This is a genomic window from Burkholderia sp. KL41 (assembly GCF_057005415.2).
Map to the genome: position 1 here is coordinate 2,327,767 of NZ_CM174447.1, position 22,783 is coordinate 2,350,549.

The following is a 22,783-nucleotide window of genomic DNA, read 5'->3' on the forward strand; positions in this document are numbered from 1 at the left end:
GCCACTCCTGAAGCCGCACTGCCGCGCTGTGCCGGCAGGCCGGCAACCTTTTGCAGTTTTTGCGGACGAGGTGAATCATGTGCGGAATCGTCGGAGCAAGCGGCCTGAACAATCAGGTGCCGCAACTGGTCAATGCGCTGAGCCGGCTCGAGTATCGCGGCTACGATTCGTGCGGCATCGCCGTGCAGGACGACGGCCGCCTGCGCAGCGAGCGCACGCTGCGGCGCGTGACCGACCTGCAGGCCCGCGTGCTGACGCTGGGCCTCGAGGCGCAGACCTGCATCGCGCATACGCGCTGGGCGACACACGGCGCACCGTCGGAAATGAACGCGCATCCGATCATGTCCGGCGACACGATCGCGGTCGTGCACAACGGCATCATCGAGAACCACGACGCGCTGCGCGCGGAGTTGCGCGAGCGCGGCTATACGTTTCGCGGCCAGACCGACACCGAGGTGATCGCGCACCTGATCCACAGCCTCTATCGCGACGACCTGTTCGACGCGGTCGTGCGCGCGGTGAAGCGGCTGCACGGCGCGTATGCGATCGCCGTGCTGAGCGCGCGCGAGCCGCAGCGCCTCGTCGCCGCGCGCGCGGGCTCGCCGCTCGTGATCGGCATCGGTGCCGAACAGAACTACCTCGCGTCGGATTGCGCGGCCCTCGGCGACCTGACCGACCGCTTCGTTTACCTGGAGGACGGCGACGTCGCGCTGATCACGCCGGAGCGCATCGCCGTGGTCGACTCGGGCGGGCACGACGCCCAGCGCCCGCTGTGCCAGGTGAAGGCGCGCGAAGGCGACGCCGCGCTCGGCCCGTATCAGCACTTCATGCAGAAGGAGATCTTCGAGCAGCCGAAGGCGATCGACAACACGCTCGACGGCATCGACACGATCTCGCCGGCGCTGTTCGACGCGACCGACGGCGCGCGCGCGCGACTGTCGAGAGTCAGGAGCGTGCTGCTGCTCGGCTGCGGCACCAGCTACTACGCGGGCCTGACCGCGAAATACTGGCTCGAGTCGATCGCGGGCGTGCCCGCCCAGGTCGAGATCGCCAGCGAATTCCGCTACCGCGACACGGTGGCCGATCCGCGCACGCTCGTCGTCGGCATTTCGCAATCGGGCGAAACCGCCGACACGATCGGCGCGATCGAACGGGCGCGCGACATGGGCCAGGAACTGTCGATGGCGATCTGCAACGTGGCGACCAGCACGATCGCGCGCAACGCGCCGCTGCGGTTCCTGACACGGGCCGGCATCGAGCTCGGCGTCGCGTCGACCAAGGCGTTCACGACGCAACTCGTCGCGCTGTTCGTGCTGACGCTGACGCTCGCGCAGCTGCGCGGCCGGCTCGACGCGGCGCAGGTCGCGCTGCACCTGAAGCAGTTGCGTGCGCTGCCCGAGCGCATCGGCCACGCGCTCGCGCTCGCGCTCGAAACGCAGATCATGGGCTGGGCCGCGAAGTTCGCGCGTACCGAAAACGCGCTGTTCCTCGGGCGCGGCATTCATTTTCCGATCGCGCTGGAAGGCGCACTGAAGCTCAAGGAGGTGTCGTACATCCACGCCGAAGGTTATGCGGCCGGCGAACTGAAGCACGGCCCGCTCGCGCTCGTCACGAGCGCGATGCCGGTCGTCACGATCGCGCCGGACGACCGCCTGTTCCAGAAGCTGAAGTCCAACATGGCCGAGGTGCGCGCGCGCGGCGGGCGGCTCTACGTGCTGGCGGGCAGCGCACTCGAGATCGACGCCGACCGCGACACGCACCTGATCCGCGTGCGCGAATCGAGCGACCTGCTGTCGCCGATCGTCAACGTGATCCCGCTGCAACTGCTCGCGTATCACGTCGGCTGCGCGCGCGGCGCCGACGTCGACAAGCCGCGCAACCTCGCGAAATCGGTGACCGTCGAATGAGGTGGCGAGCGCGCCCGGCGCAGGCGGTCGCGCGGTGCGTCGCGGCCGCGCTGTGCGGCGCAAACTGCATCGTCACGGCGCCGCCGGCCGTCGCCGCCACGCCGGCCGTGCATACGGTCGCCGTGCCGGCCGCCCCGGCCCCCCACCCGGCCGCCGATCCACGCAGCTTCATGCACGGCATCGGCGTGGCCGACGCCGGCAACGGCAAGCGCTGGGTGTTCTTCAGCAGCTCGGGCGTCGTGCCGCGCGGCGCGATGCGCAACGGCAACTGGCCGCATGACGTGTACGTCGGCGAATGGCTGCCCGGCGCGTCGCACCTGCTGCACGTCCATACGTTCATCAGCCGCCCCGAGGCGCAGGAACCCGTGTCGATCGCGCAGAACGCGCGCGGCGACATCTTCGTCACGTTCGAGGACGGCTGGAACGCGCCGCAGGAAGTCAGCCAGCGCTACGGCGTGTACCGCCGCGACCTGAAGCCGATCAAGCCCTACCCGAACGACGTCGAATCGGGCGGCCACTCGGGGCACGTCGCCACGGCTGCCGACCGCTTCGTCGTGTTCTATTCCGCCGACTGGATCGACGGCGGCGGCGTCGACAACCTCGGCACCGGCAACGGCGTCTACGTGAAGACCTACGACGCGGCCGGGCGCGTGCTGAACCACGTCGCGGTCGCGCCGCACCGCCGCGAGTGGTGGCCCGTGGTCGCGGGCTCGCCGCATGTCGCGCTGCTCGTGTGGCAGAAGTTCATCGAAGGCAGCACGAACGCGACGCTCGAATACGCGATGTTCGACCCTGTCACCGCGAAGCTCGACAAGCCGGAGACGCTGAACGACGCGATCCAGTACTACGTTTACGCGTCGGCGTATGTGCCGGAGATCGACCGCTTCATCGTCGTCACGACGACGGCGGACGATCGCGGCGTCGCGATGCTGATCGCGCCGGACGGCCGCCGCACGGCGACGCTCGACTGCCTGCCGGCGTCGGTGCGCGAATCGGGCATCGGGGTGTCCGGCACGCATGCGTACGTGCCGATCCGCGACGGGCGGCTGCTGACGCTGGCACTCGGGCCGGCGGACATCGCGGTCGGCGGCGTGCAGCGTTCGCCGATTCCGTGGGGCATGACGGGCATCGCCGGTTTCCCGGCGCGCGGCAGCGCGATGCATTTCGTGTCGCTGACGCCGTCGGGCACGCGCGAAGCCGATTTCGAGCCGGCGCATGACACGCCGATGCCGAAACGCGCAGTGCCTTGTTCGAGTCATTGAAGCGACGACGCGCAAGTGGCGCGCGGCGCATGCCGGATGAGTGCGGTCAGTCCGCGTTTTCGCGCTCCAGTCCAAACCGCGCCACGCAATGCCACACCCATTTGGCCGTCTGATAGTCGAGTGTGCCGTCGCGCGCGCGGCCGAGCACGGCCGGCGTCACGATGCGGTCGATGGCGATGCGTTCGATCGCGCCCGCGGCCCGACGTCGGTTGCGGCTGGCCGCACCCGGTGCGTGACGAAGCACGATACACCGTCGCGCGGAACCGGTCACCCGCCCCGCGCCGCAGTCGCCAGCGCCGCGCGTACCGGATAGACTGTCGCCCGATTCCTTCCATCGGCCGCGGCGCCCCGCCTCCTGCCGCCGCCGGAACGCCCCTTCCCGGAGAACGAATGCTGAAGCGCCAGTGGTTTTCGCTCGTGCTGCTGACGGTTTGCCTGCTCGGACAACGCGCGTCGGCCCAGTCCACGCTCGAACTCGACACCGACGGCACGGCCCGTACCCTCACCCGGCAGACGCTGCTCGCACGCCCCGACGCGACGGACATCCGTGTGCCGCGCGACATCGCGTATGGCCGGCCGATGACGTTCCGTGCGGTGCCGTTCGCCGCGCTGCTCGGCGACACGCCGATGCCCGCCGACGGCGTGCTCGAAACGCGCGCCGCCGACGGTTTCGCCGCGCAACTGCCGCTGGATCTCGTGCGCCGCCGTGCGCCGGCCCGCGCCGTTCCGTGGCTCGCGATCGAGGACCGGGCCCATCCGTGGCCGAAGCTGCCCGGCAAGCAGGTCAGCGCGGGGCCGTTTTATCTGGTGTGGCTCGGGCCGGACGCCGCGTCGGTGCGCGGCGAGCAGTGGCCGTACCAGATCGTGCGCGTCGCGATCGAATCGTCGCCGCTCGCGCGCTGGCCGTCGCTTGCCGTGGATGCCGCGTTGCCTGCCGACGATCCGGCCCGTGCGGGGCAGCACCTGTTCGTCACGCAATGCCTCGCGTGCCACCGGCTCGACGGCGCGGGCAGCAGCCATGCCGGCCCCGACCTGAACACGCCGATGAACCCGGTCGACTACTTCCAGCCGGCCGCGCTGCGCCGCTACATCCGCAACCCGGCATCGGTGCGCGACTGGCCGGGCCGCGTCATGCCCGCGTTTCCGCCCGACCAGTTGAGCGACCGGGAACTCGAACAGATCGTTGCGTATCTCGCGTATATGGCGCGGCGCAAGGCCGCTCGATAACGCGCGGCCCGATTGCACGAGGAACGTTGATGACTTCAGGCGACCCGCTGTTCACCATCGCATCGATCGACGCCGCGCAGACGCACCCGCTCCGGGCAGCGATCCTGCTGAACGGCGACCTGAACGCCTGCGAACTGGCCGGCGACCATGCACCGACGACGCTGCATGTCGGCGTGCGCGACGACCGGTCGAACATCGTGGCGGTCGCGTCGCTCTGCGAGGAGCCGCGCGACGACGATCCGGCACGGCCCGCGTGGCGGCTTCGCGGAATGGCCGTTCATCCTGCCGTGCGCGGCATGGGCTTCGGGCGCGTGCTGGTGCAGGTATGCGTGCGGCATGCGCAAGCGCACGGGGCCGCGCTCGTGTGGTGTACTGCACGCGAAGTGGCGTACCGGTTCTATGAAAAGCTCGGGTTTGCGGCCGATGGTGAGATGGTGACGATGCCGGGGCGCACCGATACTGCGTTTTACGTGATGCGCCGATACATCGATCGGCATTCGCCGGCGGCCTGACGCGAATTTCGCGTGCGCGGCGCCCAGCCGAAACCGGCGCGGCCCGGCGCACACCCTGCCGCCGGGCCGCTGCCGTCGCGCTCGGGCTCAGGCCTCTTGCGCGCTCCGCAACACCGCACGCAACAGCACATCCGCCCCCGCCGCCGCCCACTCGGGCGTAATCGCTTCGGCCTCGTTGTGGCTCAACCCGTCGACGCACGGCACGAAGATCATCCCGGTCGGCGCGACGCGCGCGACATAACACGCGTCATGACCCGCGCCGGACACGATGTCCATGTGCGACAGCCCGAGCGCCCGTGCCGCGTCACGCACCGCGTCGATGCAGCGCGGCGCGAACGGGATCGGCGCATACGTGAAAATCTGCTCGATCTGCGCACCGAGGCCCGTTTCATCGGCCACACGCGCAAGTTCGGCACGCAGCGCCGCGTCCAGTTCGTCGAGCACCGCATCGTCCGGATGACGAAACTCGACCGTGAAGAAGCAGCCGCCCGGCACCGTGTTGCGCGAGTTCGGCCGCGCCTCGATCATCCCGACCGTCGCGCGTGCGTCCGGCGCGTAACGACGGCCGAGCACCTCGATGAACGCGATCATCCGCGCGGCGCCGACCAGCGCATCACGGCGGACCTCCATCGGCGTCGTGCCCGCGTGCGCGTCGACGCCGGTGAGCGTCACTTCGTACCAGCGCTGCCCCTGCCCGCCCGTCACGACACCGATCGTCTTGCTGGCCCGTTCGAGAATCGGGCCCTGCTCGATATGCAGTTCATACGCCGCGTGCACCGGATAACCGCCGACGGGTTCGGTGCCCGCGTAGCCGATCCGCGCCAGTTCCTCGCCGATCGTCCTGCCCGCGCCGTCGGTGCGCGACAGCCCGTATTCGAGCGTATAGACCCCCGAGAACACGCCGGCCGACACCATCGCCGGTGCAAAGCGCGAGCCTTCCTCGTTGGTCCAGATCACGACGTCGATCGGGCGCTCGGTCTCGAGGCCCGCGTCGTTCAGCGCGCGCACGACCTCGAGCCCGCCGAGCACGCCGTAGATGCCGTCGTAGCGGCCGCCCGTCGGCTGCGAATCGGCGTGCGAGCCCGTCATGACCGGCGCGGCGTCGGGATTGCGCCCCGGGCGGCGTGCGAACACGTTGCCCATCCGGTCCACGCGCACCGTGCAGCCGGCGTCCTGCGCCCATTGCACGAACAGGTCGCGCGACTCGCGATCGAGGTCGGTCAGCGCAAGACGGCAGACGCCGCCCTTCGGCGTCGCGCCGATCTGCGCCATCCGCTCGAGCGACGCCCACAGGCGGTCGCCGTCGACGCGCGGCGCGCTCGCGATATCCACGTTGCGGTGATCGTCACGCATCGCCGTTCTCCGGCGCCGATTGCAGTGCGTAACGGAAATCGCAGCGCTTGCCGCCCTGCATGATCGTGCTCGTGCGCGTGAGCGCGATGTCCGGCGCATAACCCTGGATGAAATGGCTGTCGCGCGCGCAGCTCAGCAGATGCCCGATCTCGCCGAGCCCCATCGCGTGATACATCTCCGCGTAGCTGCAGCGATGCACGTCGTAGTCGTAGTGCGCGTCGTCCGCGCGCCGCACCTCGACGTCGAGCGCATCGTCCTTCTCCCACAGCACCTGCAGCGCGATGAACGACTTCACGCTCGTGCCGCCCGGCTCCTGCGCGGCGAACGTGCGGCCGGCGTCGACGGCCGCGCCGCGCACGGCTTCCGCGATCACGGCCTGCGCGCGCTCGGCGCCGAACTCGCGCTTCATGATCTCGTAGATCGGCTTGATGATTTCCGCTTCGATGCGGCGCCGCGCGAGGATCCCGAGGCGCGTGTCCTCGGGGGCGGCGGCGGATGTCTGGGTCGCTTCGGTCATGGGGATCGTCCGGGTCGTTTTATCGATGTGTCGCGCTGTGTTGCGCCGTCTTGTTTACTTGGTCGCGGTGCGCGAGCCGCCGAGCACGTCGACGACGGTCCACTTGCCGCCGCGCACCTGGTAGATCGTGAAGGCCGGGTCCTTCAGGTTGCCTTCGCCGTCGAACGCGATCCGCCCCGTCACGCCGGGCCGGTCGATCGCACGCACCGCCGCGACCAGCTTCGCCGGCTGCGTCGTGCCGGCCTTCTGCGCGGCTGCGATCAGCGTGGCCGCCGCGTCGTATGCGAACGGCGCATGCAGTTCGATCGGCGCACGGAAGCGCGCCTGGTATTGCGTGTCGAATGCCTTGCCGCCCGGCATCCGGTCGAGCGGCAGGCCCGGTTCGAGCGCCGTCACGCCGTCGCCGTCCTTGCCCGCGAGCGACAGGAAGGTCTGGCTCACGAAGCCGCCCGCGCCGAGCAGCGGCGCGTTCACGCCGAGCTGGCGCATCCGGCGCGCGATCGGCGCGGCTTGTGCATCGAGGCCGCCGAAGAACACGAGATCCGCGCGCTTGCCCTTGATGGCGGTCAGCACGCCGCTGAAATCGGTCGTCTTGTCGTTCACGTACTGGCGATCGACGATCGCCCCGCCGTTCGCCTGCACGCCCTTGATGAACTGGTCGGCGAGCCCCGCGCCGAACGACGTGCGATCGTCGATCACCGCGATACGCTTCGCCTTCAGCGTCTTCACCGCATACGCGCCCGTGAAGTTGCCGCCCGCATCGTCGTGACCCATGATGCGGAACGCCGTCGCATAACCCTGCTGCGTGTATTGATGGCCGGTGGACGCCGGCGCGATCTGCGGGATGCCCGCGTCGCGGTAGACGCGCGATGCCGGCACGCTGCAGCCCGTGTTCCAGTGGCCGACGACGCCGATCACGTGCTGGTCGACGAGCTGCTGCGCGACCGCGACGGCCGTGCGCGGATCCGATTGATCGTCGGCCGCGACGAGCCTGTAGACGACCGGCTTGCCGCCGATGGTCGGATGCTTCGCGTTCGCATCGTCGATCGCGAGTTGCGCGCCGTTCTGCAGGTCCTTGCCGATCCGTGCGGACGGGCCGGTGAGCGGCGCGGCGAGACCGATCAGGACCGTCTGCGGCGCGGATTGCGCGAAGGCGGGAACGGAAGCGACCAGGGCGGCCGCCGAGAATGCGAGGCTGGCGTGGAGGAAAGCGATTTTCATGTGCGGGGATCGGTGGATCGAATCAAAACATGAAAAATATTAAATATTGAGCACCCAAACCCCAAATACCCAATTGTTGGATGCTTATACCGTTGGCGACACATTAACCTATATCACTGTAAATACAGGATATTTTTGTGTTGTCGCTCACCCTGATTTTTCGATAAAATTCGACACATGAAAAATATCGAACAATTGCCGCACGATCCACCGCTGCGCGCGGTGCGTGCGTTCGAAGCCTTCGCGCGCCTCGGGTCGGTGACCGCCGCCGCGGGCGAGCTCGACATCACGCCGTCGGCGGTCAGCCATCAGCTGCAGCTGCTCGAGGCGTTCATCCAGACGCCGCTGACGGTGCGCGAGGGCCGGCTGCTCGCGCTCACCGACGAAGGCCGCGATTATTACCGCTCGATCAGCGCCGCGTTCTCGGTGCTGCGCAGCGCGACGCGCTTCGTGCGCGACCGCTCGTCGCTGCGGCAGATCACCGTCAGCCTGATTCCGTTGCTCGGCATCGGCTGGTTCATTCCGCGGCTGCATGCGTTCCTGGCCGACAACACGGACGTCGACGTCACCGTGTTGTACGCGCATCACCGCAACTACCGCAGCGATGCGTCGGACCTGTCGATCCGCTTCGGCACCGGCGACTGGCCCGGCTATCGCTGCGAACGCCTGCTGCCGGGCGCGATGGTGCCGATGTGCAGCCCGTCGTTCCTGAAGCGCCACGGGCCGTTCCGCACGCCGGCCGATCTCGCGCGCGCCCCGCTCGTGCACGACGAGGATCGCAGCACGTGGGTCAACTGGCTGCAGGGCGCCGGGGTGCGGCATGTGTCGCACGCGGTGGGGCCGATGTTCGAGGACGGCCAGTTGACGCTGAGCGCCGCGCGCGCGGATCTCGGCGCGGCATTGCTGCGCGCGCCGCTGGTCGAACGCGAACTGGCGAATGGCGAGCTCGTGAAACTGTTCGATCACGCGCTCGACGACGGGCGCGATTACTACCTGTGCACGCGCGAGGACGCGGACATGCCGGACGGGGCGCGGCGGCTGGCGGAGTGGCTGAGGAAGATGGCGGGGATGTGAGCGACGTGCCTGCTCGCGTTACCGGGCAACGGTTGACGCGAACGCAGCACCCACCGCACCCGCCCGAGTCTTGCAAGCGCCGGATCAGGTATATATGATATCCATATCATATATCGGAGGCTGTCATGAGCCGGATTCTGGTGGATCTGTCAGATGGCCAGCTCGACGAGTTGGCCGCCATCGTCGAGACTGAACGTCGTCCCCGCGCCGCGATCATTCGCGACGCGATTGATGCCTACATTGCCCTGCACAAACGCCCGCTCGCCGACGACGCATTCGGTCTCTGGAAAGATCGCACGGTCGACGGCCTGGCGTATCAGGAGGAAATGCGCTCGGAATGGTAAAAGCCCTGTTCGACACCAACATCCTGATCGACTACCTGGGCGGCGTGGAATCGGCCCGCGTCGAACTGGCCCGCTACTCCTATCGTGCGATCAGCATCATCTCGTGGATGGAGGTTCTTGTCGGCACGTCCGCACATGACGAAGCCACGACTCGCGCGTGGCTCTCGTCATTCGATGTCATCGTGCTCGACAGCACGATTGCGAATCGCGCCGTGACCATTCGCCAGGAGCGCCACATCCGCCTGCCCGACGCGATCGTCTGGGCATCGGCGCAAGTCAACGGCCTGCTGCTTGTGTCGCGCAACACGAAGGACTTCCCCGCCACCGAACCCGGCATTCGAATGCCGTATCGGATCTGAGCCAATACGCGCGGTAATCATGCAGATGCGTCAGCGCGACGCATTTGCCCTCACGCGCTTCTGCAACAAGCATCGCGTGTTCGTCGACGGAAAATCGGCCCGTTCGCCGAGCACGCCGCAGCCGAATCGCTCGTCACCCTGCTTTGCATCGGGATCGTGAAGGTATCGATCCACGCGACTGCACATCTTCCCCCTCACGCTTGCTTCGAATGGATGCCCATCGCCCGGCGCCCCCGCCCAATCAAGGGCCGGAAGCAGATAGAAATTCCCGATGCCCCGGATTGAAACAAGCAATTTCACAAGCTCAGGGTGAACCCGGATACTGGCAACACTCCACTCACCACTGAAGCAAAGGAACTCTCCAGATGCCGATCATCAACACCCAAATCAAGCCGTTCAAGGCAACCGCTTACCACAACGGCGACTTCGTGCCCGTCTCGGAAGAGAACTTCAAGGGCAAGTGGTCCGTCGTCGTGTTCTACCCGGCCGACTTCACGTTCGTCTGCCCGACCGAGCTGGGCGACCTCGCCGACCGTTACGCGGAATTCCAGAAGCTGGGTGTCGAAATCTACGGCGTGTCGACCGACACGCACTTCACGCACAAGGCATGGCACGACACGTCGGACACGATCGGCAAGATCAAGTACCCGATGATCGGCGACCCGACGCTCACGCTGTCGCGCAACTTCGACGTGCTGATCGAGGAAGAAGGGATGGCACTGCGCGGCACGTTCGTGATCAACCCGGAAGGCGAGATCAAGCTGTGCGAAATCCACGACAACGGCATCGGCCGCGACGCAGGCGAACTGCTTCGCAAGGTGCAGGCTGCGCAATACATCGCGGCGCACCCGGGTGAAGTGTGCCCGGCCAAGTGGACGCCGGGCGCGGAAACGCTGACCCCGTCGCTCGACCTGATCGGCAAGATCTGACGATCGCTCCGCGCGCCTCGCACGAGGCGCGCGAGACACACGAAGACGGGCCGCCGCCGCATGCGGCCCGCGCCCTCCTCCGGCACGACGTGCCCGACCAGAATCATCAATACGGAATCCGAAACGCCATGCTCGACGCCAATCTCAAGAACCAACTGAAAGCGTACCTCGAAAAAATCACGCGCCCGATCGAACTCGTCGCTTCGCTCGACGACGGCGCGAAATCGCAGGAACTGCTGGCGCTGCTGAACGAGATTGCGTCGCTGACGGATCGCGTGACCGTGACCGAACGCCGCGACGACACCGAGCGCAAGCCGTCGTTCTCGATCGGCGAGCCCGGCAAGCCGGCCGGCATCCGCTTCGCCGGCATCCCGATGGGCCACGAATTCACGTCGCTCGTGCTCGCGCTGCTGCAGACGGGCGGCCACCCGATCAAGCTCGACGACGACGTGGTCGAACAGATCCGCGCGCTCGACGGCGACTACGCGTTCGAAACGTATTTCTCGCTGTCGTGCCAGAACTGCCCGGAAGTCGTGCAGGCGCTGAACGTGATGTCGCTGATCAACCCGCGCATCCGCCACGTCGCGATCGACGGCGCGCTGTTCCAGGATGAAGTCGAGTCGCGCCAGATCATGGCCGTACCGACGATGTTCCTGAACGGCGCCTCGTTCGGCCAGGGCCGCAGCAGCGTGAAGGAAATCCTCGCGAAACTCGATACGGGCGCCAGCGCACGTGCCGCGAAGTCGCTCGAGAACAAGCCGGTGTTCGATACGCTGATCGTCGGCGGCGGCCCGGCGGGCGCGGCAGCCGCCATCTACTCGGCACGCAAGGGCATTGCGACGGGCGTCGTCGCCGAGCGTTTCGGCGGCCAGGTGCTCGACACGATGGCAATCGAAAACTTCGTGTCGGTGCAGGAAACCGAAGGGCCGAAGTTCGCGACCGCGCTCGAGCAGCACGTGAAGCAGTACGACGTCGACATCATGGACGTGCAGCGTGCCGACGCGCTGATTCCGGGCGACGTGCACCAGATCCGCCTCGCGAACGGCGCGGTGCTGAAGGCAAAGACGATCGTCCTCGCGACCGGCGCACGCTGGCGCGAAATCAACGTGCCCGGCGAGCGTGAATACCGCAACCGTGGTGTCGCGTACTGCCCGCATTGCGACGGCCCGCTGTTCAAGGGCAAGCGCGTCGCGGTGGTCGGCGGCGGCAACTCGGGCGTCGAGGCCGCGATCGACCTCGCCGGCATCGTGAAGGCCGTCACGCTGATCGAATACGGTGCGCAACTGCGCGCGGACGAAGTGCTGCAGCGCAAGCTGCGCAGCCTGCCGAACGTCACGATCGTCACGCAGGCGCAAACGATCGAGCTCACCGGCGACGGCAGCAAGCTGAACGGCCTCGTCTACAAGGATCTGCGCTCGGGCGACACGCAGCGCATCGATCTGGAAGGCGTGTTCGTGCAGATCGGCCTCGTGCCGAACACCGAATGGCTGAAGGGTACGGTCGAACTGTCGAAGCACGGCGAGATCGTCGTCGATGCGCGCGGCGCGACGTCGGTGCCGGGCGTGTTCGCGGCCGGCGACGTGACGACGGTCCCGTTCAAGCAGATCGTGATCGCGGTGGGTGAAGGCGCGAAGGCATCGCTCGGCGCGTTCGACCACCTGATCCGGCAGGACGTCGCACCGGTTGCCGCCGCGCAACCGCAGGCCGAGGAAGCGGTCGCCGCGTAACGCGCGTCGCACATCGGCACAACAGTTTGTCTCTCTTGGCCCCGCATGCTTTGGTCGGCGTGCGGGGTCCTTTTTTATTTCGAAGCCGATCGCGCTTACTTGGTCGCGGCCGGATCGCCGTTCGCCGACGCGGGTGTCGTCGGCTTGAAGTTGCTCGACTGCCTGACCAGTTGCTCGGTCATCGCAGCGGCAACCGGATTCGCGCCCGACGACGAACCGCCCTGCCGGTACGAACCGGCGCTCGACGACATCGATGATGTCGACGACACCGGCGGCGGCGGCAACGACGGGTCGAGCTTCGCCGATTCCCTCACGAGCGCGGCCGTCTCCGGCGTTTCGGATTTCGTGGCGGAAGGCGCCGCGAACGCGTGGCGTTCGAGACCGTCGCGCTTGCGCGGCGCGCGTTGCGTGACCTGCGCGGGGGCACCCGGCTGGGCAGGTTTCGCAGCCGGCGCTGCGGCCGGCGGGGTCGAATCCTGCGCGTCGATGGTCACGACATTGACCTTCGGCGGCGCTTTCTCGCTGACGACAGGAACGGCGGGGACGGATGCGGATGCGGGTGCGGCACTGACACGCGCGGGTGCTGGTGCTGGTGCCGGGGCGGGCGGCTGCGGGGAAACGGCTGCCTGCTTCGATGCCGTATCGGCCCGGGCTGCCGGGGCCGGCGGCGCGATGGCGCCCTGCACCGCGTGATCGTTGTTCGCGGGTGCCACGGCCGCCGGCGCTGCCGAATCGCCGATGCCGGCGTCTTCGATCGCACGGTGGTCCGCGCGCAGGAGCATCACGTAGGCAGTGCCGGCCGCGGCTACCAGGAGCCCACCGGCGATCATCAAGGTCTTGCGGGTACTCGTCATGCTTGTTCACCGATCATGTCGACGTGAACAAGCCATCATACGCGGCGATCGCCCGCCGATCCCGCATGAATACATTTGGTTGCATTGTGCCGGGAGCAGGTCGTCACGATGTTCGTCAGACGTATCGCCGCCCCGCTCCGGCACGGCCGGAACGCCGCCCTTACTCCGGAAACGGCAATTCGGTCTGCCCGTCCGCACGCATGCCGAACGTGTTCAGCGTCATCGCGACGAGCGCGTAGTAGCCGAGCAATGCAACGAGATTCACGACGGTTTCGTGGCCGAAGCGTGCTTGCGCCCGCGCGAACGTCGCGTCGCTCACGCGCCGCGTGTCGTACAACTCGCTCGCGAACGCGTGGATCAGCGCATCGTCGTCCGATTCGAATGCGGGCGCGACGCCGAGCCGAATGGCGTCGGCCGTCGCGGCCGGCACCCCCGCTTCGAGCGCGATCGGATGGTGGATGTGCCACTCGGCCTGCGAGCGCCAGCGCGCGGCCGTCACGAGAATCGCGAGTTCCGACAGGCGCAGCGGCAGGCCCGTGCGATAGCGGCAGAACGCGCCGAGCTTCTGTGCGTGCTGGGCCAGTTCGGGGCTCGCGATCCAGCCGAGAAACGGCCCGTTCAGGTTGCCGCGCGGGCCGCTGAGGATGTCGGCCAGCACGGCCTTCTGGGCGTCGGTGGCCGACGCGGGATCGAACGGCGGCAGTCTGTCTGTCATGGTCATGTCCCGATGATGTGCGGATGCGCTCACGCGCCGGCAGACGCGAGCGCCGCGTCGATCGCGCCCGACAGCCGCTCGACGATCGTGTCGATCTGCTGCGCGGTGCAAATGAAAGGCGGCGCAACGAGGATGTGATCGCCGTGAACGCCGTCGATCGTCCCGCCCATCGGATACACCATCAACCCGCGCTGCATCGCTTCGCGCTTGACCGCCGCGTGCAGCTTCCGCGCGGGATCGAACGTCGCCTTCGTGTCGCGATCGCGCACGAGCTCGACGCCGACGAACAGCCCGCGGCCGCGCACGTCACCCACATGCGGATGCGCGCCGTAATACTCGCGCAGCGACGCACGCAACTGCTCGCCGCGCGCCTTCACGTTGTCGAGCAGCTTCTCTTCGGCAATCACGCGCTGCACTTCGAGCGCGGCCGCGCACGCGGTCGCATGGCCGAGGTACGTGTGGCCGTGCTGGAAGAAACCCGAGCCGTCGACGATCGTCCGGTAGATGCGGTCGCTCACCAGCGTCGCGCCGATCGGCTGGTAGCCCGCGCCGAGCCCTTTCGCGATCGTCAGCAGATCGGGCGCGACGCCGTCTTCGTCGCACGCGTACAGGTAGCCCGTGCGGCCCATCCCCGACATGATCTCGTCGAGGATCAGCAGCACGCCGTACTTGTCGCACACCGCGCGAATCTTCTTCAGGTACGTGCGCACCGGCGGCACCGCGCCGGCCGTCGCGCCCACCACCGTCTCCGCGACGAACGCCGCGACGTTGTCCGCGCCGAGCTCGACGATCTTCTGCTCGAGCTCGTCCGCGAGGCGCTGCGCATACGCTTCGTCGGTTTCGCCCGCCTGCCGGTCGCGATAGGCAAAGCACGGGCTCACGTGGTGCGCCTCGATCAGCAGCGGCAGGAACGGCTCGCGCCGCCACGCATTTCCGCCGATCGCGAGCGCGCCGAGCGTGTTGCCGTGATAGCTCTGGCGTCGCGCGATGAAATGGCGGCGCTGCGGCTCGCCCTTCTCGACGAAATACTGGCGCGCGAGCTTCAGCGCGGCCTCGACCGCCTCGGAGCCGCCCGACACGAAATACACGTGTTCGAGGCCGGCCGGCGCGGCTTCGACGAGCCGGTCGGCGAGTTCCTCGGCCACGTCGGTCGTGAAGAACGACGTGTGCGCGTAGGCCAGTTGCTGCGCTTGCCGCTTGATCGCGTCGATCACGCGCTGGTTGCTGTGGCCGAGACACGAAACGGCCGCGCCGCCGCACGCGTCGATATAGCGTTTGCCGGTCGAGTCGATGATCTCGATGCCGTCGCCTGCGACGGCGACGGGCAAGGTGGCGCGCGGAGCGCGATGGAAAACGGTCGTCATGCGTTGCCTCATGGATCAGGATGCGTCGTGCGCGCGTCCGGACGGCACGATGCGCGTCGCGAAACGCTGCGTGCCTTGTTGGTGAATGGTGACGTCGATCGACGCCGCGCCGATCGCGAACACCGCCGTGGCCAGCGTATTTTCGTCGTCGGGGTCCGCAGGATCGTCGCGGTAGATCGGCAACCCTTCCGGTGCACGGTCGCCGAGCACGCGCAGCAGCGCGGCTTCATCGATCGCGTGGATACCAGGAACGAGCGCGTCGACGCGGCGCTGGCGGTCGGCCGACGATTGCGTGACGATCTGCGCCTCTGCTTCAGAGCCCGGATGCACGAGATGGTTCGCGTGCCCGGCCAGCGTCGCCACGTCGACGACCGAGCAGCGCGCGGCACTCGCCTCGATGCTCAGCAGCCGCGTGTCACCGGTCGCGCCGAGCGTATGGTGAAAGCCGCTCGCGCGCGCATTCCCGCGCAGCACGTCGGCGGCCTTGTCGAGCGACACCGCATCGAGCACGGCGCGCGCCAGGATCATGCGCGGCACGCCCGGCGCGGGCGTCTTGATCCGCAGGTTGTTGATCGCCTGCACGATGCCGGCCCGGTTCGCGGCGAAGGTGTGCCCCGGCAGCGAGCCCGGGTAATAGAAACTGACGAAGCCCGGCTTGCCCACGGGCTGCACGTCGACGAGCAGGCAGCGTTCGCGCAGGAACGGATCGCCGTCCTCGTTGTGCGCGATCCAGCGCGTGCCGGCCGCGTCGCGCGCGGCCAGCGTCGTGCAGCCGTCCGGCGCGTTGTGGATCAGCTCGCCGCGGCAGTTCCACAGGAAGATGTCCCCGGCCGGCCAGCCGACACCCGCCGCGATCCCGTCCAGTTCCGCGACGAGATCGGGGTACGCGGCCAGCGCCGCCTGCCGCAACGCATCGACGAACGGATGGCCGCGCCAGCGGCGCACGGCCTGCCACGCGCTGCTCTGCTGCATGTACGCGTCGAACACAGGACTGGCGAGCTCGCCGAGGCGCACGCCGATGTCGAACGGTGCACCGGCGATGACGGGGGTAAGGGAAAGCGGCAGGTCGGCCATTTCGGTTTCGTTCAGGACACGTGTTTCAGGAATTCCTTCAGGCGCGGGGTCGGCGGCCGGTCGATCAGGTCGACCGGATGGCCGTCCTCGGCAATGCCGCCCTGATCCATGAACAGCAGGCGCGTGCCGACCCGTTTCGCGAAGCCGATCTCGTGCGTGACGACGATCATCGTCATCCCTTCGTTGGCGAGATCCTGCATCACTTTCAGCACTTCGTGGCGCAATTCCGGATCGAGCGCCGACGTCGGCTCGTCGAACAGCATCAGCCGCGGCCGGATCGCGAGCGCACGCGCGATCGCGACGCGCTGCTGCTGGCCGCCCGACAGCTCCGACGGGTAATGATTCGCGCGCGATTCGAGGCCGACCTTGTCGAGCAGCGCCATCGCCTGGTCGCGTGCGTCGGCACGTGACGCGCCGCGCACCTGGATCGGCCCGAACATCACGTTCTCGAGCGCGGTCATTTGCGGAAACAGGTTGAACTGCTGGAACACCATGCCGGCTTCGAGCCGGATGTTGCGGATCGTCGTCGCGTTGCCGCGCACGCTCTGGCCGTCGACGAGCAGTTCGCCGCCGGTGATTTTCTCGAGCGCGTTGATACAGCGCAGCATCGTCGACTTGCCCGACCCGGACGGGCCGATCACGACGACCACCTCGCCCGCGTCGATCTTCAGGTCGATGTGCTTCAGCACCGGCACGTGGCCAAAACTCTTCGACACGTTCTGGAATTCGATCATGCTCATAGAATTCTCATCCTCTTTTCGACGAGCCGCAGCGTCAGCGTCATCGCGCCGGTCAGCAGCAGGTAGATGACGGCCACGGCGCTCCAGATCTCGACCGCCTGGAAATTGCCCGCGATGATTTCCTGCCCCTTGCGAGTCAGTTCGCCGACGCCGATCACGATGAACAGCGACGTGTCCTTCAGGCTCACGATGCACTGGTTGCCGAGCGGCGGAATCAGCCGCCGGAACGCCAGCGGCCCGACCACCTTCAGCAGCACGCGCGGCATCGACAACCCCATCGCGAGCCCCGCCTCCGTCAGCCCCTTCGGGATCGACAGCAGCGCGCCGCGCACCACTTCCGCGAGATACGCGCCGGAATTCACCGTGATCGCGATGATCGCGGCCGTCAGGCCGTCGATGCGGATATGCGCGAGCAGCGGCAGCGCGAAGTACAGGAACATCACCTGCACGACGATCGGCGTGCCGCGAATCAACTCTATATAAACCTGGGCGAGCACGTTCATCGCCTTCGGTCCGTATGCGCGGAACATGCCCGCGATCATCCCGACGATGAAACCGCCCACCAGCCCGAAAAATGCGATGAACACCGTCAACCGGACCCCGTCCATCAGGTCCGGCAACGCCGCCCAGATCGCCGACCAATCGAAATTCACTTGTCGCTCCCCGTTCGATTCAAGACCGGCGCGGCCGCCCGGCCGCGCCATGGTGCGCCGTCGCGCTTACATCTTCGGCGGCTCGGCGCCGAACCACTTCTTGTAGATCTGCGCGTAGCGGCCGTCGGCCTTGATCTTCACGAGCGACGCGTTGACCTTCGGCACGAGCGGGCTGCCCTTCGGGAAACCCATCCCGTACTTGTCGCCGCTGACCGGCTGGCCCGCGACCTTCACCTTGCCCTTGCCTTCGTTGTTCACGAAGAACAGCACGTTCGGCGTGTCGTGCATCGCCGCGTCGACCCGGCCGGCTTCGAGCGCGAGGTAGGCCTGGTCGATGTTCGGGAACTGGCGGATCTCCTTCGGCTTCAGGTGCGCCTTGATCCAGTCGATCGTCGCGGTGCCCGTCTTCGCGGCGATCACCTTGCCGTTCAGGTCGTCGATCGACTTGATCGTCGTGTTGCCGGTCTGCACCATCGCCGCGAGACCGCTGTCGTAGTACGGCGCGGAGAAGTCGATCGCCTTCTTGCGCTCCTCCTTGATCGTCATACCCGACAGCGCGACGTCGATGTTCTGCGTCTGCAGCGCCGGGATCAGGCCCGCGAAATCCATCGGCTGGATCGTGTATTTCCAGCCCTGGTCCTTCGCGATCTCCGCCCACAGGTCGAGATCGAAGCCGACATACTTGTCGCCCTGCTTGAACTCGAACGGCATGAACGACGTGTCGGTGCCGACGACGAGCGTCTTGGTATCCGCGTGTGCGAGGCTTGCGCCGAGCGCGGCAACGACCGCGACGGCTTTCAGGAAGGAACGGCGACTCATGGTTTCTCTCCGCATGATTGAGCGATGTGACCGGCCAGCCGGCCGGCGGTAACGACGACATCAAGCCGCACCGCAACATGCGATGTCGAATTAGACCTTAGTGCAACAAGTGTTGTCAACCGCGATACTACGACAACAAAAAAACGCGCAACGGATAAATGCATCGAAACAAACCCGGGGCGCGCGGCGCGGATAAATCGGAGGAATGGGAGGGTGGCGCGGGGCGAAGCACCCGGGCCAAACGGCGACGGCGCCTGAGCGCAGTTGGCGGTGACCGGGCCGGCTTGCTGCCCAGGGCGTCACGCACGGGAGGAGGATGGCGCGGGCGCCCGGACAATCGTCGCGGCCCGCGCATTGGGTTTGTCAGCGTGAAGCGTCGGCGATCGGGTACGGGGCCGTGCCGGGGTGGCGTCCCGCGCGACGCAGGCAACCGCCGGCGTGACTCGACGAATGTTGCGGCATGCGCGCGGAACCGCCGGAAGCGAGGCCCGCGCGCCGATGCGACGTCGCTTACACCGCCACCCCGCTTGCCTGATGCGACACGAGCCGCGCATACGCACCCTGCCGCGCCAGCAGGTCCGCATGCCGTCCGGCCTCGATCACGCGGCCCTGCTCCATCACGAGGATCAGGTCGGCATTACGCACGGTCGACAGCCGGTGCGCGATGATGATCGACGTGCGCTGCGTCATCAGGTCTTCCAGCGCCGCGCGGATCTGCTGCTCGCTGATCGTGTCGAGGTGGGACGTCGCTTCGTCGAGGATCAGCACGGGCGCATCCTTCAGGAACGCACGCGCGATCGCGACGCGCTGGCGCTGGCCGCCCGACAACTGCACGCCGCGCTCGCCGACGCGCGTCGCGAGCCCGTCCGGCAGCCGCGCGACAAATTCGCCGAGCGCCGCATGCTCGATCGCGCGCTGCACGTCCGCGTCGGACGCATCGTTCGCCGCGAGCCGGATGTTCGCCTCCAGCGTGTCGTTGAACAGGTAGGTATCCTGCGCAACCAGCGCGATGTGCTGCCGCAGGTCGTCGAGCCGCAGGTCGCGCAGGTCGACGCCACCGAGCGTCACGCGGCCCTGCTGCGGATCCCAGAAGCGCAGCAGCAGGCTCGCGACCGTCGACTTGCCCGCGCCCGACGCGCCGACCAGCGCGACCGTGCTGCCGGGCGCCATCTCGAAGCTCACGCGGTCGAGCGCGGGCACGCTGCGGCCCGGGTACGTGAAGGACGTCGCCTCGAAGCGCACCGCCGGATCGGCGGGCAGCGCATGCGTGCCGTCCGTCACCGGCACGGGCTCCTTCTCCAGCGCGCGCAGGCGGCGCGTCGACGCGATCGTGTCGGCGAGCTGGCGCGCGACCTGGCCGATTTCGGCAACCGGCATGAAGGCGGCCACCGCGACCAGCACCAGCAGCGGCAACGACTCGCGCGGAACCCAGCCGCGCGCGCACAGCAGCGCGCCGAGCGCCGCGACGACCAGCCCGCCGAGCCCGCTCGCGACTTCCAGGGCGGCGCTCTGCGTCGACAGGTCGTCGAGCAGCCTGGCGCGTTGCTTCCGGTACGCATCGACTTCGGCCACGAACGCTTCGCGCCGACGCGCGACGGCCTGGAACGCGGTCAGCTCCGCGAGCCCCTGGATCGTCTCGGTCAGGTGCGCGCCGAGCTGGCCGAGCGCTTCGCGCGCGCCGGTGCCGAGCCGGTCGACCTCACGCCGCGCCAGCACCGGTGCAAGCCCGGCCCACAACAGGAACGGCAGCAGCGCGAGCGCGAGCGGCCACGCGACCGACGCGAGCAGCACCAGCACGGCGGCCGGCACGAGCACCGCGACGAACGCGGGCGCCAGCGTATGCGCATAGAAATACTCGACGGTCTCGACGTCCTGCGTCGCGAGCGACACGAGATCGCCGGAACGGCGGCGCAGCAGCCCGGCCGGTGCGAGGCGTTCGAGCGTCGCGAACAGCGCGATGCGCATTTCCGCGAGCAGCCGGTACGCCATGTCGTGCGCGAGCCACGATTCGAGCCAGTGCAGCACGGCCGCCACCGGCGCGATCACGAGCAGCGCCGTGACGAGCGCCGGGCTCACATGGCCGCCCGGTACCGCACCGACCACCAGCGCGCCGATCACGCCGACGCCGATGAACGCGAGCACGCGGCCGATCCCGAACAGCACCGTCAGCACGACCTTGCCCGTCCACGGCCGCACGAACCGCAGCAGCGTCCGCAGCGTTTCCGGCCAGCCGATCTCCGCCGCATCGTCGTTCAGCGGCCGCACTTGCGGGCCGGACGACGCGCGCGCGGTCGCGCCGGCCGTCGTCGCCACGCCGGCCGATTCGGCGACCGCTTCCAGTTGCGGCCCCATCAGCCGGCGATACGGGCCGTCACGCGCGATCAGCGCCGCGTGCGTGCCCTCGTCGACCACCTGCCCCTGGTCGAGCACCAGGATGCGGTCGGCGCCGATCACGCTGGACAGCCGGTGCGCGAGCACGAGCGTGGTCCGCCCGCGCGTGAGCCGGTCGAGTGCCTGCTGGATCAACGCTTCGTTCTCCGCGTCGACCGACGACAGCGCCTCGTCGAGCAGCAGGATCGGTGCGTCGCGCAGCAGCGCGCGGGCAATCGCGAGGCGCTGGCGCTGGCCGCCCGACAGCATGAGCCCGCGTTCGCCGATGCGCGTCGCATAACCGTCCGGCAGCGCCGAGATGAAATCGTGCGCGTTGGCCGCACGCGCGGCGGCAATCATGTCCGCGTCGCTCGCGTCGGGGCGGCCGAGCCGCAGGTTGTCGGCGACGCTGCCGTCGAACAGCGTCGCATCCTGCGCGACGACCGCGATCATCTCGCGCACCTGGCCGGCATCGAGCGTCCGCACGTCGCGGCCGCCGATGCGGACCGCGCCGCCCTGCGCATCGTGCTGGCGCAGCAGCAGGCGCACGATGGTCGATTTGCCCGCGCCGCTCGGCCCGACGATGGCGACCGTCTCGCCTTCGCGAACCGAGAAGCTCAGCGCCGCATGCGCGTCGGCGCGACGCCCCGGATACGCGAAGCTGACGGCGTCGAACGCGATCTCCGGCCGCAGGCCCTGCACGCGCGGCGCATCGGTGGAAGGCGTGTGGCTCCGCGCGTCGAGCAGCGCGTGGATCGCATTCGCCGCCGACTGGCCGATCATCCCCTGATGCAACACCGAACGCAGGTCGCGCAGCGGCCGGAAGATCTCGCTGCCGGCCATCAGCACGATCAGCAGCGCCTCGAGGCTCATGTCGCCGTGCCGCACGCGCCACGCGCCGACCGCGATCGCGGCGGCCGCGCCGAGGCCGGTGCCGAGATCGGTGAAAAGCCGCGTCAGCAGGCCGAGCGCGAGCACCCAGAACGTGCTGTCGGACAGCGCGCGCGCCTTCGCGGCCAGCTTCGCGCCGAACGCCGTGCCTTGCCCGAACGCCTTCAGCGTCGGCAGGCCTTGCACCGCGTCGAGAAACTCCTCGCCGAACGCCTTGAACGCGGCCGAGCGCGCGAGCGCCGCGCGCTTGTCGGCACGATGCACGAGTTGCGGCAGCGCGAGCGTGACGAGCGCCGCGACCAGCAGGATGGCGGCCGTCGGCACGTCCCACCACGCGAGCACCGCGAAGATCATCACCGGCGCGCAGGCGGCGATCACGAGCTGCGGCAGGTAGGTGCCGAAAAAGGTCTGCAGCTGCTCGACGCCGTCGACGACGGCCAGCATCACGCCGCCCGTGCGTTCGCCGCTGAACCATGCGGGGCCGAGCGCCGCGATCCGGTCGAACAGCCGCGCGCGCAGCGTGGCCTGCACGCGCCCGGCCGTGTGCTGCGCGAGCACCGTGCGGCGATGGTCGAGCCACGCGCGCAGCAGCACGCAGGCCGCCGTTGCAACGACGGCTTCGCCGATGCTGCGCGCCGGCGCGCCGGAAAAGACCAGCGCCAGCACGCGGCCGAGGAACACGAAGCGCAGGATCCCGACACCCATCGCGAGCAGTCCGAGCGCGACGGCCGCGGCGACCCGCCAGCGCAGTCCCGCCATCATTGCCCATAGTCGTCGGTCGAAATACATGAAGCCCTCCGGTAGTGTCTGGTTGCATTTTTTCTTGACCGGATCGAGGCTACCCGCGCCGCCTGCGCGCGGCAAAAGATGA

At 68.2% G+C, this 22,783-nt stretch carries 21 protein-coding genes; 9 read left to right on the top strand and 12 right to left on the bottom strand.

Annotated elements, in window-relative coordinates; all coding sequences use genetic code 11:
• Nucleotides 1-77 precede the first annotated feature (77 nt).
• A complete protein-coding gene (gene glmS / locus PQB87_RS27810) occupies nucleotides 78-1,907 on the top strand; it encodes a glutamine--fructose-6-phosphate transaminase (isomerizing) (RefSeq protein ID WP_489242999.1) in 1,830 nt (609 codons plus the stop codon).
• Entirely contained in the window at nucleotides 1,904-3,169 is a 1,266-nt protein-coding gene (locus PQB87_RS27815; protein ID WP_489243000.1) for a hypothetical protein, read from the top strand. The genes glmS and PQB87_RS27815 overlap by 4 nt, the downstream gene beginning before the upstream one ends.
• A gap of 46 nt (nucleotides 3,170-3,215) precedes the next feature.
• Here the strand turns inward: PQB87_RS27815 and PQB87_RS27820 are convergent, their stop codons facing one another.
• Complete coding sequence (locus tag PQB87_RS27820; RefSeq protein ID WP_489243001.1) at nucleotides 3,216-3,413, bottom strand: hypothetical protein; 198 nt, start codon at nucleotides 3,411-3,413, stop codon at nucleotides 3,216-3,218.
• Nucleotides 3,414-3,559: 146 nt separating this feature from the next.
• On the opposite strand from PQB87_RS27820, the gene PQB87_RS27825 reads away from it, so the two are divergent.
• A complete protein-coding gene (locus tag PQB87_RS27825; protein WP_489243002.1) occupies nucleotides 3,560-4,396 on the top strand; it encodes a c-type cytochrome in 837 nt (278 codons plus the stop codon).
• Between the two features lie 29 nt (nucleotides 4,397-4,425).
• On the top strand, nucleotides 4,426-4,908 hold the full coding sequence (locus tag PQB87_RS27830) for a GNAT family N-acetyltransferase (protein WP_153489725.1): 483 nt from the start codon (nucleotides 4,426-4,428) through the stop codon (nucleotides 4,906-4,908).
• Nucleotides 4,909-4,995: 87 nt separating this feature from the next.
• On the opposite strand, the gene PQB87_RS27835 is transcribed toward PQB87_RS27830, so the two are convergent.
• Genes PQB87_RS27835 through PQB87_RS27845 form a run of 3 tightly spaced genes read right to left on the bottom strand, consistent with a single transcriptional unit; the run spans nucleotide 4,996 to nucleotide 7,999 of the window.
• The gene (locus tag PQB87_RS27835) at nucleotides 4,996-6,261 is read right to left on the bottom strand and encodes a Zn-dependent hydrolase (protein WP_301860387.1); all 1,266 of its coding nucleotides are present in this window, start codon (nucleotides 6,259-6,261) and stop codon (nucleotides 4,996-4,998) included.
• Complete coding sequence (locus PQB87_RS27840; RefSeq protein ID WP_021160901.1) at nucleotides 6,254-6,778, bottom strand: L-2-amino-thiazoline-4-carboxylic acid hydrolase; 525 nt, start codon at nucleotides 6,776-6,778, stop codon at nucleotides 6,254-6,256. The genes PQB87_RS27835 and PQB87_RS27840 overlap by 8 nt, the downstream gene beginning before the upstream one ends.
• A 54-nt stretch (nucleotides 6,779-6,832) precedes the next feature.
• Nucleotides 6,833-7,999: a branched-chain amino acid ABC transporter substrate-binding protein gene (locus tag PQB87_RS27845; protein WP_489243003.1), complete on the bottom strand. Its 1,167-nt coding sequence runs from the start codon at nucleotides 7,997-7,999 to the stop codon at nucleotides 6,833-6,835.
• Nucleotides 8,000-8,176: 177 nt separating this feature from the next.
• Here PQB87_RS27845 and PQB87_RS27850 point away from each other — a divergent pair, with 177 nt between their 5' ends.
• The 5 genes from PQB87_RS27850 to ahpF all read left to right on the top strand — a co-directional run bounded on the left by PQB87_RS27850 (nucleotide 8,177) and on the right by ahpF (nucleotide 12,432).
• On the top strand, nucleotides 8,177-9,073 hold the full coding sequence (locus PQB87_RS27850) for a LysR substrate-binding domain-containing protein (RefSeq protein ID WP_048026027.1): 897 nt from the start codon (nucleotides 8,177-8,179) through the stop codon (nucleotides 9,071-9,073).
• 125 nt (nucleotides 9,074-9,198) lie between these two features.
• Nucleotides 9,199-9,417, top strand: a complete 219-nt coding sequence (locus PQB87_RS27855) for a ribbon-helix-helix protein, CopG family (protein WP_048026026.1) — start codon at nucleotides 9,199-9,201, stop codon at nucleotides 9,415-9,417.
• A complete protein-coding gene (locus PQB87_RS27860; RefSeq protein ID WP_489243004.1) occupies nucleotides 9,411-9,776 on the top strand; it encodes a type II toxin-antitoxin system VapC family toxin in 366 nt (121 codons plus the stop codon). Before PQB87_RS27855 ends, PQB87_RS27860 begins: the two co-directional genes overlap by 7 nt.
• 365 nt (nucleotides 9,777-10,141) lie before the next feature.
• Nucleotides 10,142-10,705: an alkyl hydroperoxide reductase subunit C gene (ahpC, locus tag PQB87_RS27865; RefSeq protein ID WP_006488685.1), complete on the top strand. Its 564-nt coding sequence runs from the start codon at nucleotides 10,142-10,144 to the stop codon at nucleotides 10,703-10,705.
• Between the two features lie 128 nt (nucleotides 10,706-10,833).
• Entirely contained in the window at nucleotides 10,834-12,432 is a 1,599-nt protein-coding gene (gene ahpF, locus PQB87_RS27870) for an alkyl hydroperoxide reductase subunit F (protein ID WP_059552487.1), read from the top strand.
• A gap of 95 nt (nucleotides 12,433-12,527) precedes the next feature.
• On the opposite strand, the gene PQB87_RS27875 is transcribed toward ahpF, so the two are convergent.
• The 8 genes from PQB87_RS27875 to PQB87_RS27910 form a co-directional block, all read right to left on the bottom strand.
• Nucleotides 12,528-13,286, bottom strand: a complete 759-nt coding sequence (locus PQB87_RS27875; protein WP_489243005.1) for an extensin — start codon at nucleotides 13,284-13,286, stop codon at nucleotides 12,528-12,530.
• 160 nt (nucleotides 13,287-13,446) lie between these two features.
• The gene (locus PQB87_RS27880) at nucleotides 13,447-14,001 is read right to left on the bottom strand and encodes a carboxymuconolactone decarboxylase family protein (protein WP_060315218.1); all 555 of its coding nucleotides are present in this window, start codon (nucleotides 13,999-14,001) and stop codon (nucleotides 13,447-13,449) included.
• Between the two features lie 29 nt (nucleotides 14,002-14,030).
• Nucleotides 14,031-15,365, bottom strand: a complete 1,335-nt coding sequence (locus tag PQB87_RS27885) for an aspartate aminotransferase family protein (RefSeq protein ID WP_489243006.1) — start codon at nucleotides 15,363-15,365, stop codon at nucleotides 14,031-14,033.
• 15 nt (nucleotides 15,366-15,380) lie between these two features.
• Nucleotides 15,381-16,430, bottom strand: coding sequence for a C45 family autoproteolytic acyltransferase/hydrolase (locus PQB87_RS27890; protein ID WP_489244296.1), 1,050 nt, complete (start codon nucleotides 16,428-16,430; stop codon nucleotides 15,381-15,383).
• Between the two features lie 20 nt (nucleotides 16,431-16,450).
• Nucleotides 16,451-17,179 (bottom strand): glutamine ABC transporter ATP-binding protein GlnQ, encoded by a 729-nt coding sequence (gene glnQ / locus PQB87_RS27895; protein WP_021160891.1) that lies wholly within the window; start codon nucleotides 17,177-17,179, stop codon nucleotides 16,451-16,453.
• The gene (glnP, locus tag PQB87_RS27900; protein ID WP_021160890.1) at nucleotides 17,176-17,883 is read right to left on the bottom strand and encodes a glutamine ABC transporter permease GlnP; all 708 of its coding nucleotides are present in this window, start codon (nucleotides 17,881-17,883) and stop codon (nucleotides 17,176-17,178) included. The genes glnQ and glnP overlap by 4 nt, the downstream gene beginning before the upstream one ends.
• A gap of 15 nt (nucleotides 17,884-17,898) precedes the next feature.
• Nucleotides 17,899-18,651 carry a glutamine ABC transporter substrate-binding protein GlnH gene (gene glnH / locus PQB87_RS27905; protein WP_059683087.1) on the bottom strand — a complete coding sequence of 251 codons (753 nt, stop codon included), beginning with the start codon at nucleotides 18,649-18,651 and terminating at the stop codon, nucleotides 17,899-17,901.
• A gap of 510 nt (nucleotides 18,652-19,161) precedes the next feature.
• Nucleotides 19,162-22,701: an ABC transporter ATP-binding protein/permease gene (locus PQB87_RS27910; RefSeq protein ID WP_111942105.1), complete on the bottom strand. Its 3,540-nt coding sequence runs from the start codon at nucleotides 22,699-22,701 to the stop codon at nucleotides 19,162-19,164.
• Nucleotides 22,702-22,783 lie beyond the last annotated feature (82 nt).